The 12,214-nt window shown below is 65.4% G+C and carries 9 protein-coding genes and 1 pseudogene; 3 read left to right on the top strand and 7 right to left on the bottom strand.

All coding sequences use genetic code 11. The features are described from left to right. The 3 genes from G3N64_RS35710 to G3N64_RS35700 form a co-directional block, all read left to right on the top strand. A partial coding sequence (locus tag G3N64_RS35710) for a primosomal protein N' (RefSeq protein WP_205788351.1) occupies positions 1 to 1,702 on the top strand: 1,702 nt, incomplete at its 5' end. A 376-nt stretch (positions 1,703 to 2,078) separates the two neighbouring features. Next, positions 2,079 to 6,011: a trifunctional transcriptional regulator/proline dehydrogenase/L-glutamate gamma-semialdehyde dehydrogenase gene (gene putA / locus G3N64_RS35705; RefSeq protein WP_205788350.1), complete on the top strand. Its 3,933-nt coding sequence runs from the start codon at positions 2,079 to 2,081 to the stop codon at positions 6,009 to 6,011. A gap of 84 nt (positions 6,012 to 6,095) precedes the next feature. Then, positions 6,096 to 7,235, top strand: a complete 1,140-nt coding sequence (locus G3N64_RS35700; protein WP_027788703.1) for a branched-chain amino acid ABC transporter substrate-binding protein — start codon at positions 6,096 to 6,098, stop codon at positions 7,233 to 7,235. 229 nt (positions 7,236 to 7,464) lie between these two features. On the opposite strand, the gene G3N64_RS35695 is transcribed toward G3N64_RS35700, so the two are convergent. The 7 genes and pseudogenes from G3N64_RS35695 to G3N64_RS35665 form a co-directional block, all read right to left on the bottom strand. After that, positions 7,465 to 7,872, bottom strand: a complete 408-nt coding sequence (locus G3N64_RS35695) for a hypothetical protein (RefSeq protein WP_105815459.1) — start codon at positions 7,870 to 7,872, stop codon at positions 7,465 to 7,467. Continuing rightward, positions 7,869 to 8,348, bottom strand: coding sequence for a hypothetical protein (locus G3N64_RS35690; protein WP_205788349.1), 480 nt, complete (start codon positions 8,346 to 8,348; stop codon positions 7,869 to 7,871). Before G3N64_RS35690 ends, G3N64_RS35695 begins: the two co-directional genes overlap by 4 nt. 4 nt (positions 8,349 to 8,352) lie before the next feature. After that, complete coding sequence (locus tag G3N64_RS35685) at positions 8,353 to 9,078, bottom strand: M35 family metallo-endopeptidase (RefSeq protein WP_205788348.1); 726 nt, start codon at positions 9,076 to 9,078, stop codon at positions 8,353 to 8,355. Positions 9,079 to 9,082: 4 nt separating this feature from the next. Then, positions 9,083 to 9,628, bottom strand: a complete 546-nt coding sequence (locus G3N64_RS35680; RefSeq protein ID WP_205788347.1) for a hypothetical protein — start codon at positions 9,626 to 9,628, stop codon at positions 9,083 to 9,085. A 10-nt stretch (positions 9,629 to 9,638) separates the two neighbouring features. Next, complete coding sequence (locus G3N64_RS35675; RefSeq protein WP_205788352.1) at positions 9,639 to 10,325, bottom strand: PAAR domain-containing protein; 687 nt, start codon at positions 10,323 to 10,325, stop codon at positions 9,639 to 9,641. Positions 10,326 to 10,469: 144 nt separating this feature from the next. After that, positions 10,470 to 11,978: an AMP-binding protein gene (locus G3N64_RS35670; RefSeq protein WP_205788346.1), complete on the bottom strand. Its 1,509-nt coding sequence runs from the start codon at positions 11,976 to 11,978 to the stop codon at positions 10,470 to 10,472. 60 nt (positions 11,979 to 12,038) lie between these two features. Continuing rightward, positions 12,039 to 12,214, bottom strand: a pseudogene (locus tag G3N64_RS35665) (DNA alkylation response protein); the annotation flags it as partial.

Raw genomic sequence — 12,214 nt, 5'->3', positions numbered from 1 at the left:
GGCCGATGCGCCTGTGCCCAAAGCTGTGGATAACCTGTTGGCAGCCGGTGGACGAGCTGTGCCGCCGGCGCTCACGGACCAGCAGGCGGAGGCGCTCGACGCGATCCGCGCCGCGCAAGGTTTCGCGCCGTTCCTGCTGCACGGCGTGACGGGCAGCGGCAAGACCGAGGTCTATCTGCATGCGCTCGCGTCGCTGCTCGACGCACGGCGGGACGCTCAGGCGCTCGTGCTCGTCCCCGAAATCAACCTGACGCCGCAGTTCGAGGCCGCGTTTCGTGCGCGCTTCGCGGGTGCGCTCGCCGACGATGCGATCGTCACGCTGCACAGCGGGCTCGCCGAGGGCGAGCGGGCGCGCAACTGGCTCGCCGCGCACACGGGCCGCGCTCGGATCGTGCTCGGCACGCGCCTCGCGGTGCTCGCGTCGATGCCGACGCTCGCGCTGATCGTCGTCGACGAGGAGCACGAGCCGGCGTACAAGCAGCAGGAAGGGCTGCGCTATTCGGCACGCGATCTCGCCGTGTGGCGCGCGAAGCAGCTCGGCATCACGGTCGTGCTCGGCTCGGCGACGCCGTCGCTCGAAAGCTGGTGGCAGGCCGAGCAGGGCCGCTACACGCGGCTCACGCTGTCGCGCCGCGCGGTGGCCGACGCGACGCTGCCGACCGTGCGGCTGATCGACCTCGAAGAGGAACGGCGGCGCGGGCGCGCGTCGATGGGCGGGCTGTCGGGGCCGCTCGTCGCGGCGCTGAAGGCGCGGCTCGAGCGCGGCGAACAGAGCCTCGTGTTCCTGAACCGGCGCGGCTACGCGCCGCAGCTCGCATGCGACGCGTGCGGCTGGGTCGCGGGCTGCCCGCGCTGCAGCGCATATGTCGTGCTGCACAAGCCCGAGCACGCGCTGCGCTGCCATCACTGCGGCTGGGAAGCGCGCATTCCGCGGTCGTGCCCCGAGTGCGGGAACGTCGATATCGCGCCGCTCGGGCGCGGCACGCAACGCATCGAGGAGGCGCTCGCCGAGGCCGTGCCGGGTGCGCGTGTGCTGCGGATCGACGCGGACAGCACACGCCGCAAGGGCAGCGCGCAGGCGCTCTTTTCCGATGTGCACGCGGGCGAGGTCGATATCCTCGTCGGCACGCAGATGATCGCGAAGGGGCACGACTTCCAGCGCGTGTCGCTCGTCGGCGTGCTCAATGCCGACACCGCGCTGTTCTCGCACGACTTCCGCGCGAGTGAACGGCTGTTTGCGCAGCTGATGCAGGTGAGCGGGCGCGCGGGGCGCGCCGGGCTGCCGGGCGAGGTGCTCGTGCAGACGCGTTATCCGCGGCATGCGCTGTACCACGCGCTCGGGCGGCAGGATTACGTCGGCTTCGCGAATTCGACGCTCGGCGAGCGCCGCGACGCGCACCTGCCGCCGTTCGTCTACCAGGCACTGCTGCGCGCCGAAGGGCGCACGCTCGACGCGGCGCTCGCGTTCCTGCTGCAGGCCGCGGCCGCATTGCCGGGGCTGCCGGGCGCCGATCGCGTGACCGTCTACGACGCGGTGCCGATGACGATCGTCAAGGTCGCGAACGTTCATCGCGCGCAGTTGCTGCTCGAAAGCGCATTGCGGGCGGCGCTGCAGCATGCGCTGCGCGCGTGGCAGCCGGAGCTGCGCGCGCTGAAGGGCGTGCTGCGGTGGAGCGTCGAGGTCGATCCGCTGGATATCTGAGCGGCGCGCCGTGCGGCCGGCGTGCTGCGTGGCGCTGCGTTGAAGCCCGGGCCGCCGGGCACCCCGAACCGTCTTTTGCCGCCAGGCCGCACCTCCGGCCACACCTCCAGCCACACCCAGTGCAACCCGTTTTCGTCCGCCGCCACCCGCGCGGAAGGTTGCGCACGCATGTCAAACCGGCCCGCTCAGGGAAAACACCGATCCTCCGACCACGGGCAACTCCTAGGTTGCAACCATATAAGTGGCTGATTATATTGACTAACCTGAGGGTGCAACCTATCTCGCAATTTGGTTGCACCTTTTTATTGCGTGCCGTAGGATTTCGCGCATCCTCTCACACCACATTGCCGGGCTCGCACCGGCGCACGAACCCACCATGGCAAGCACGACTCTCGGCGTCAAAGTCGACGACCTTCTCCGCTCGCGCCTCAAGGACGCCGCCGCGCGTCTCGAGCGCACCCCCCACTGGCTGATCAAGCAGGCGATCTTCGCGTATCTCGAGCGGATCGAGCACGGCCAGTTGCCGCCCGAGCTGTCGGGCCACAGCGGCGTCACGGAGCTCGCCGACGGCCAGGCCGCGGACGGCGACGACGACAACTCGCCGCATCCGTTCCTCGAGTTCGCGCAGAACGTGCAGCCGCAATCGGTGCTGCGCGCGGCGATCACGGCCGCGTACCGCCGCCCCGAGCCGGAATGCGTGCCGTTCCTGCTCGGCCAGGCGCGCCTGCCCGCGAACCTGCAGGCGGACGTGCAGGCGCTCGCGACGAAGCTCGTCGAGGCGCTGCGCGAGAAGAGTTCGGGCGGCGGCGTCGAAGGGCTGATCCACGAGTTCTCGCTGTCGAGCCAGGAAGGCGTCGCGCTGATGTGCCTCGCCGAAGCGCTGCTGCGCATTCCCGATCGCGCGACCCGCGATGCGCTGATCCGCGACAAGATCAGCAAGGGCGACTGGCGCTCGCACGTCGGCCACGCGCCGTCGCTGTTCGTGAACGCGGCGACCTGGGGGCTGATGATCACCGGCAAGCTCGTGACGACCAACAGCGAAGCGGGGCTGTCGTCGGCGCTGACACGCCTGATCGGCCGCGGCGGCGAGCCGCTGATCCGCAAGGGCGTCGACATGGCGATGCGCCTGATGGGCGAGCAGTTCGTCACCGGCGAGACGATTTCCGAAGCGCTGGCGAACAGCCGCAAGTACGAAGCGCGCGGCTTCCGCTACTCGTACGACATGCTCGGCGAAGCGGCGACGACCGAAGAGGACGCGCAGCGCTACTACGCGTCGTACGAACAGGCGATCCACGCGATCGGCAAGGCGGCCGGCGGCCGCGGCATCTACGAAGGCCCGGGCATCTCGATCAAGCTGTCGGCGCTGCACGCACGCTACTCGCGCTCCCAGCAGGACCGCACGATGAGCGAGCTGCTGCCGCGCGTGCGCGCGCTCGCGCTGCTCGCACGCCGCTACGACATCGGCCTGAACATCGACGCGGAAGAAGCCGACCGCCTCGAACTGTCGCTCGACCTGCTCGAGGCGCTGTGCTTCGATCCGGATCTCGCGGGCTGGAACGGCATCGGCTTCGTCGTGCAGGGCTACCAGAAGCGCTGCCCGTTCGTGATCGACTACCTGATCGATCTCGCGCGCCGCAGCCGTCACCGCCTGATGATCCGCCTCGTGAAGGGCGCGTACTGGGATACCGAGATCAAGCGTGCGCAGGTCGACGGCCTCGAAGGCTATCCGGTCTACACGCGCAAGATCTACACCGACGTGTCGTACCTCGCGTGCGCGAAGAAGCTGCTCGCGGCGCCGGACGCCGTCTACCCGCAGTTCGCGACGCACAACGCGTACACGCTGGCCGCGATCTACCAGCTCGCGGGCCAGAACTACTACCCGGGCCAGTACGAATTCCAGTGCCTGCACGGGATGGGCGAGCCGCTGTACGAGGAAGTCACCGGCCGCGACAAGCTGAATCGTCCGTGCCGCGTGTACGCGCCGGTCGGCACGCACGAGACGCTGCTCGCGTACCTGGTGCGCCGCCTGCTCGAGAACGGCGCGAACACGTCGTTCGTGAACCGCATCGCGGATAAAACCGTGTCGGTGAAGGAGCTGGTTGCCGATCCGGTCGACGAAGCATCGAAGGTCGTGCCGCTCGGTGCGCCGCACGCGAAGATCCCGCTGCCGCGCAATCTGTACGGCGACGAGCGTCCCAACTCGATGGGCCTCGACCTGTCGAACGAACATCGCCTCGCGTCGCTGTCGTCCGCGCTGCTCGCGAGCGCGCATTTCCCGTGGCGCGCGGCGCCGATGCTCGCCGACGACACGCTCGCCGACGCACCGGCCCGCGACGTGCGCAACCCGGCCGACCAGCGCGACCTGGTCGGCACGGTCAGCGAAGCGACGGCCGAACACGTGAGCGCGGCGCTTGCGCACGCGGTGGCCGCGGCGCCGATCTGGCAGGCGACGCCGGTCGATGCGCGTGCCGATTGCCTGGTGCGGGCAGCCGACCTGCTCGAAGCGCAGATGCACACGCTGATGGGCCTGATCGTGCGCGAAGCCGGCAAATCGCTGCCGAACGCGATCGCCGAGATCCGCGAAGCGGTCGACTTCCTGCGCTACTACGCTGCGCAGATCCGCGACGAATTCTCGAACGACACGCACCGTCCGCTCGGCCCCGTGGTCTGTATCAGCCCGTGGAACTTCCCGCTCGCGATCTTCATGGGCCAGGTCGCCGCGGCGCTCGCCGCCGGCAACACGGTGCTCGCGAAGCCGGCCGAACAGACGCCGCTGATCGCCGCCCAAGCCGTGCGCCTGCTGCGCGAGGCCGGCGTGCCGGCCGGTGCGGTGCAACTGCTGCCGGGCACCGGCGAGACCGTCGGCGCGGCGCTGGTGGCCGATCCGCGTACGCGTGCGGTGATGTTCACCGGCTCGACCGAAGTCGCGCGCCTGATCAACAAGACGCTGTCCGCGCGCCTCGACCCGGACGGCAAGCCGATCCCGCTGATCGCCGAAACGGGCGGCCAGAACGCGATGATCGTCGACTCGTCGGCGCTCGCGGAACAGGTCGTCGCGGACGTGATGCAGTCGTCGTTCGACTCGGCCGGCCAACGGTGTTCGGCGCTGCGCGTTCTGTGTCTGCAGGATGATGTCGCGGACCGCACGCTGACGATGCTCAAGGGCGCGATGCACGAGCTGGCGCTCGGCAACCCCGACCGGCTGTCGACGGACGTCGGCCCGGTGATCGACGGTGAAGCGAAGCAGACGATCGACACGCACGTCGCGGCGATGAAGGACAAGGGACATGGGGTCACGCAGTTGCCTGCGCCCGACGCATGCGCGCACGGCACGTTCGTGCCGCCGACGCTGATCGAGATCGGCAGCATCGACGAACTGAAGCGCGAAGTGTTCGGCCCCGTGCTGCACGTGGTGCGCTACCGCCGCAGCCAGCTCGACAAGCTGCTGGAGCAGATCCGCGCGACCGGCTACGGCCTGACGCTCGGCATCCACACGCGGATCGACGAGACGATCGCACACGTGATCTCGAATGCGCACGTCGGCAACATCTACGTGAACCGCAACGTGATCGGCGCGGTGGTCGGCGTGCAGCCGTTCGGCGGCGAAGGGCTGTCGGGCACGGGCCCGAAGGCCGGCGGCGCGCTGTACCTGCAGCGCCTGCTCGCGACGCGTCCGTCGGGCCTGCCGCGTTCGCTCGCGCAGACGCTGATCGCGGACGGCGCGGTGGAAGGCGACGCGCGCGGCAACCCGGCGGCGGCGCTCACGACGCTGCGCGACTGGCTGATCGAGCAGCGCGAGCCGGCGCTGGCCGCACGCTGCGACGGTTACCTCGCGCAGGTGCCGGCCGGTGCGACCGCGGTGCTGACCGGTCCGACGGGCGAGCGAAACACGTATACACTCGGCCCGCGCGGCACTGTGTTGTGTGTCGCGGCAACGCCGGGCGGCGCGCGCGCGCAGTTCGCGGCGGTGCTGGCGACCGGTAACCGTGCGCTGTTCGCGGGCGCGGCCGGCGAGGCGCTGGTCGCTGCGCTGCCGGCGTCGCTGAAGGCACACGCGGTCGTGCGCAAGCAGGCCGATGCGCCGTTCGACGCGGTGCTGTTCGAAGGCGACAGCGACGAACTGCAGACGCTCGTGAAGGACGTCGCGCAGCGGCCGGGCCCGATCGTGTCGGTGCAGGGCGTGTCGGTGGGCGCGTTCGAGAACGGCGATGCGGAAGATTACGCGCTGGAACGGCTGCTGACGGAGCGCTCGGTGAGCGTGAACACGGCCGCGGCGGGTGGCAATGCGAATTTGATGACGATCGGCTGATCATCCTTGCCGTTCGGATCAAACAAAGGAAGCGGCAAGGCGATCCCGAAGCCGCTTCATTTACCCTGGTACCAAGGAGATGCTATGCAACACACGATGAAAAAGGTGGCAGGCGCGACGTTCGTCGCGGTCATGTCGCTGGCGGGGACGGCCCATGCGGATGACGTGAAGATCGGTTACGCAGGGCCGATGACGGGCGCGCAGGCGCACTACGGCAAGGATATGCAGAACGGGATCGTGCTCGCGATCGAGGATTTCAACGCGACGAGCCCGAAGATCGGCGGCAAGCCGGTGAAGTTCGCGCTCGACACGCAGGACGACCAGGCTGACCCGCGCACCGGCACGACGGTCGCGCAGAAGCTCGTCGACGACGGCATCAAGGGCATGCTCGGCCACTTCAACTCGGGCACGACGATTCCGGCTTCGCGCATCTACGCGAACGCGGGCATTCCGCAGATCGCGATGGCGACCGCACCGGAATACACGCAGCAGGGCTACAAGACGACCTTCCGCATGATGACGTCCGACACGCAGCAGGGCTCGGTGGCCGGCACGTTCGCGTCGAAGGATCTCGGCATGAAGAAGATCGCGATCGTCGACGACCGCACGGCCTACGGCCAGGGTCTCGCCGACCAGTTCGAGAAGGCCGCGAAGGCCGGCGGCGCGACGATCGTCGACCGTGAATTCACGAACGACAAGGCCGTCGACTTCAAGGCGATCCTGACCAAGCTGAAGGCGGCGAAGCCGGATCTCGTCTACTACGGCGGCGCGGATTCGCAGGCGGCACCGATGGTCAAGCAGATGAAGACGCTCGGCATCACCGCCCCGCTGATGAGCGGCGAAATGGTGAAGACGCCGACGTTCCTGAAGATCGCGGGCAACGCGGCCGACGGCACGATCGCTTCGCTGGCAGGCCTCCCGCTGGAAGAAATGCCGGGCGGCAAGACGTACGCCGACAAGTACAAGAAGCGTTTCGGCGAAGACGTGCAGACGTACTCGCCGTATGCGTACGACGGCGCGATGGCGCTGTTCAACGCGATGAAGAAGGCCGATTCGACCGATCCGGCGAAGTACCTGCCGGTGCTCGCGAAGACCGACATGGCCGGCGTGACGTCGACGCACGTCGCGTATGACGCGAAGGGCGACCTGAAGAACGGCGGCATCACGATGTACAAGGTCGAGAAGGGCGAGTGGAAGCCGCTGAAGAGCATCGGCGGGAAGTAAGCAGCCTGTGACGTGACGAACGGGCGGCGGCGCATGTCGCTGCCTCGCCGGTCATGTGAAAAAGCCACCGGGCCGTCGGGCCGGGTGGCTTTTTCTTTGGCGGTGCACGGCGGCCAGGTGGTACATACGGCTCCTGCCGGCGACGAATCAACGGTTTGGGTATGTTCCGACGGGTGCGCCGCGTGTGTACGTCAATGCCTCATCGATGCGACTGGCGGCAGTGCGAGGGTTACTTATCTTCACAGCACTTGTTGGGGCAATCGGGCAGGAAGGAAATTTCCACACGCCGCCCATTATCCACGTCCCCATGCGAATAGACGCGGGCGCTCGTCTTAATGGTTCCGCGTAGAAAACCGAATTGCTTCAGCAGCGCATACGCGGATTGCATTCGCGATTGTGCAAGGGGCAGTGCGCTTTGTTCGCTTTCCTCGGCATGGCCGCTAATCAGCGTTGTTTCCTTGTTTACATGACGTGCGTAGGCGATTTTCTGGTCTGCTGTCCAGTTTGCAGTGCGGACGATTTCAGAATTCGATACATATGAACTGTTTTTCGGAAAATGGATATCGAAATTTTCGCTTGCGACACACGCAGATGCGTGACTAGACGCGACGACGCATAGGCCAGCAATTAATTTCATAGTTTATTATCTGGTGAGTTTCGTTGTCGACGAGACGCCGGAGCGTCGCATAAATTTCCACATCCATTTTTGCAGAAAGGCAGAAGACTCACGCCGAGCTGCAAGTATCCTCCATGGCCGGTGCTATCGATTGGGTATGTAATTCGATTGACGTGCGTGTCAACATAGATATATTGAGGCTTGATGCCGAGCTGTATCAGGAAGTCTTTCAGCTGGTCACCTCTTGACTTTGCCAGATTCAAGGAGTTGCGTTCGCCGACATATGCGCTGGCGACAATTTGCGCCTGCACTTCAACATCGGGCCATTGCCGCGCAGCCAAAACCATATCCACTATCTTTATTCGATATGCATTTGGAATGCCGGGATAATTCAGGGGCACGCTTTCGAGCATGTGTTCCGATATCGTACAAGCGCTTGCGTGTTGAATAAAAGCCGCACCAGCAAGCGCAGCAAAGGGAGTCAGAAATTTTATCATTCAATCACCAAATATTCTTTTTTAAGAATTCACTTATGTCATCAAAGTGCGCGATGTAGCATGCAATGCTGTCTGCATTTCTATCTGCACCTTCTGGATTGGCTTGTGCCCAATATCCGATCCCTCGAGCAAACCCATAGTTGACGTCGTCCGAATCGAATGTGTCAATGTAATGGGAACATTCGTGAATGAGAATTTTCAATTTGCAGTTTCCAGCAACGTAAACATCCTCGACAGTGCAGAAATGCGGATAGATCGCGATTATTCGACGTGCCGAATCGGGCTTGCATACAGCCGCGTCATTTGCGCCAGTATCAGGGGCCACTGAGCATGTAAGTTGCCGCTGGCTTTGTTCGTCCCATCTGATGATCTTCTCGGGCTGCAGTTCGCACATAGCCGCAGCGAGCCTAGGGAGGCCGAAACTTAGTTTTTGACGTATCGCTTCGTCGCTTCGGCCAAACCAGAATTGCACTCTATCTCGGGCAATTTTATCCCATCGCGCCAGATCCGATATGCGCTCCTCAATTAAGATCACCGCGGTGTCCCGTAGTCGCATTATTAGGGATCTGAATGCCTTGTTACTCATGTTGGGGCAAATTGGCATCGTGTTGATTGATATATAGACCATGGACCCCGGATTGGTGTTGGTGACGGCCCCCGAATGGACGAGGACCCATTCTTCGCTTTCCTGAACTTCGAAGTCGTATTTATTTCCCGAAAAACCGCTCATCGCGTCAATGCCCCTTCGTATAGATTTTCAGAGATGCTGCGGCGTCGGTGGCAATTCGATGTGTTTGCCCGGCCGCGTCCGTGGTGCCTGCGAAGATCTGGCCGGTGTCGGTGACGATTCGATAGCGAACGTTGACGAGCGGGCGGTGCGCATCATCGAGCAACGTAAATTGCTCGTCATGTACGGCATCCGATGAGGCAAACGGCAGATGGGCTGCATCAGGTTGGCGCCCAGTCAGCGTCGCAGTCTCTCCTGCAGTAAAAGTCATCCGCATGCCGCGCTCAGCATAGAAGATCGGCGGTGGGTTGCATCCGCAGACATTGATATCCCCGCTCAATGCCCACTGTTTGCCGTTCGGGCCGGTGCCTGGCCAGCGCGGCCCTTGCGGTGCGATGTACCCTCCGCGCTCGCACGCCGTACAGTAGGTCTTCATATCCAGCGTGGCGATATGAACCTTCGGCGGCGGATTGGAACAGGTCACGCTGTCGAGGCCTTCGACAATCATGGCTTCCCCGGCGCGGTCGCCTTTGGCAAGAAAGTAGCGAATCATGGACGCTACCTCAGCGGGGCATGGACGAGCGGGTGACGACGCTAAATACAATGGACGACGCTACGCCTTGTCGTTCTGGACTATCGGTGATCGTGTCGCCGTTATCGAGTTCGCTGCCAACGAATGCGAGCGGCGCGAAGTCGGGCCCGTCTGCCAAACCCAGACCGCTCGTCACGCGCGCGGTTGAACCGTCCGGATAGTGGATCAGGTCGCCCACCGTGGCAGCTTTGCCCAAGTGCGGCGCTACTTCCCATGTGCCGGACGGCTCGCGCAACGCACCGCCGCGCGCTGTTGTCGCGCCACGTACCGCCAATCTATAGGCAGGCGGTGCGGGTGGCGGCACATAGGTGGGATCGAACAGGCCCGCAATGCTTTGCCCCTCCCGCACGTGAATGCCCCATGAGATGCGCAGCGTTTCGGTAATTCGGTCACCGTTGCTCAACCGGCTGCCGACCAGCGCGAACGGCTTGCCTCCGCTATGGTTGTTTCCCGCGCCGTCGATAATCGCGGCCTCGCTGCCGTCGTCATAGGTCACTACGTCGCCGACGCAGGCGACTTCTAATCCTGCCAGGTTCAGGCCGCTGGTTGCGGTGGTGACGCGTCCACCGCGTTCCGTGAGTGCGCCAACGGTGGCGAAAAGTGGGTCGGTCCTTTGGGTTCGTTTTTCATCCGGCTTCCCTGTCTCAGTAAATGGAATGGCTGCCTAGAGACGCTATTCCAGATAAGAAACGTCGATCAATCGGACGAATATGATTCAGAGCTGGTAACTTCTATTACTTGTTCCGTTCCGCCTGTTGCATTGACCGCGCGTGCGCGAATGCGCTAGCTCAATCGCGGATACTCAGTCCCTGCGCACGCGCAGCAGGAACTTCTGCAGCTTGCCCGTCGGCGTGCGCGGTAGCGCCTGCACGAACGCGAATTCGCGCGGGACCTTGTACGCGGCCAGCCGCTCGCCGCAGAACGCGCGCAATGCATCCGCATCGGGCACGCTGCCCGCGCGCAGCACCACGTGCGCCGCGACCGTCTCGCCCCAGTCGGGATGCGGGACGCCGACGACGGCCGCCTCGGCGATGTCCGGGTGCGCGCCGAGCACGTCTTCCACTTCCTTCGAATAGACGTTCTCGCCGCCCGTCACGATCATGTCCTTCAGCCGGTCGACGATGAACAGGTAGCCGTCCTGATCGATTCGCGCGATATCGCCGGTGCGATACCAGCCGTGCGGCGCAAACGCGGCGCGCGTTGCGGCCGCATCGTCGAGATAGCCGAGCATCATGCTGTCGGTCTTCAGCCAGATCTCGCCGGTCTCGCCCGGCTGCGCGTCGATGCCGTCCATCCGCACGACGCGCAGGTCGACGCCCGGGCCGCCGTGGCGGCCGATCGAACCGGCCTTCGCGATCTGCTCGTCCGGATACAGCGTCGTGCCGGCCGGGCCCGCTTCCGTCATGCCGTACACCTGGAAGAACGCATCGCTGCGATACGCACGCGCGAGCCGCTCGGCCTGCGCGGGGCCGATCGGGCCGCCGCCGTACAGCCATGCGCGCACGCTCGACAGGTCGAATGCGGCGAAGCCGTCGATCGTGTCGAGCGGCAGCAGGTACGACACCGGCGCGCCGAAATACAGCGTCACGCGTTCGCGCTCGACGGTCTGCAGGAACCGCAGCGGATGGTATTCGCGCAGCAGCACGACGGTGCCGCCCGCGTACAACGTGCCGCCGAACCAGTTGTTGAGCGGCGACGAATGCCAGATCGGCATCGCCATCAGCGTGCGCTCGTGGCGGCCGATGCCGGTCGCGAGCGCCGCCTGCATCGCCGCGAGCGTTACGGTGCGGTGGCTGTGCACGCAGCCTTTCGGGTGGCCGGTCGTGCCCGACGTATAGAGGATCTGCGCGATGTCGCCGTCGGCCGGCTCGATGCCCGCGAGGCCGTCCATCGACGCGCACAGCGTGTCGAAGCACGGCACGCCGTCCAGCTCGCCTTCGGTCACGAGCCGCCGCGCGGAATGCACGATGCGTTCGACCACCGGCGCGAGCGCCACGTCGAACAGCAGCGCCTTGCTGCGGCTGTGTTCGAGCACATAGTCGACTTCCGGCGCCTGCAGCTTGTGGTTGATCGGCACGAACGTCGCGCCGAGCCGCCACGCGCCGAACATCAGGTCGACGAAGGCCGGCGTGTTGAAGCACATCGCGGCGACGCGGTCGCCGGCCGCGACGCCGAGCGCGCTCAGCACGGCCGCCGCGCGGTGCGAGCGCTCGCGTGCGGCGGCATAGGTGATCGTCGCGGATTCGCTGACGAGGAACGGCTTGTCGGGCGTCGCACGGGCGGCGCGGTCGAGGGCGGCGACGAGGTTCATCGGGGCTCCGGGCGGGCGATCGAAGGTGAACTGGGCCGTACCAGGCCGGACGAACGGGCGTCAGGCCGGATACGCGCGCTGCAGCAGCGCGGCGACATCGATCGCGTGCGGGTCGAAGCCGCCCGCGATGCGGCCCCAGTCGGGCGCGGCAAGCCGCGTCGCGACGAACGCATCGGAGACGGCCGCCGGTGCATCGCGGCGCAGCAGGCATGCCTGCGCGACCACCGCGAGCCGCT

Origin of the sequence: Burkholderia sp. Ac-20344, assembly GCF_017104975.1 — a bacterium.
Lineage (GTDB): Bacteria > Pseudomonadota > Gammaproteobacteria > Burkholderiales > Burkholderiaceae > Burkholderia.
Note: the sequence above shows the minus strand (reverse complement) of the source record. Positions and strands in the feature narration are given on the sequence as shown.

Coding starts and splice junctions, on each gene's coding strand:
- putA (WP_205788350.1), top strand. CDS start 2,079: ATGGCAAGCACGACTCTCGGCGTCAAAGTCGACGACCTTCTCCGCTCG.
- G3N64_RS35700 (WP_027788703.1), top strand. CDS start 6,096: ATGCAACACACGATGAAAAAGGTGGCAGGCGCGACGTTCGTCGCGGTC.
- G3N64_RS35695 (WP_105815459.1), bottom strand. CDS start 7,872: ATGAAATTAATTGCTGGCCTATGCGTCGTCGCGTCTAGTCACGCATCT.
- G3N64_RS35690 (WP_205788349.1), bottom strand. CDS start 8,348: ATGATAAAATTTCTGACTCCCTTTGCTGCGCTTGCTGGTGCGGCTTTT.
- G3N64_RS35685 (WP_205788348.1), bottom strand. CDS start 9,078: ATGAGCGGTTTTTCGGGAAATAAATACGACTTCGAAGTTCAGGAAAGC.
- G3N64_RS35680 (WP_205788347.1), bottom strand. CDS start 9,628: ATGATTCGCTACTTTCTTGCCAAAGGCGACCGCGCCGGGGAAGCCATG.
- G3N64_RS35670 (WP_205788346.1), bottom strand. CDS start 11,978: ATGAACCTCGTCGCCGCCCTCGACCGCGCCGCCCGTGCGACGCCCGAC.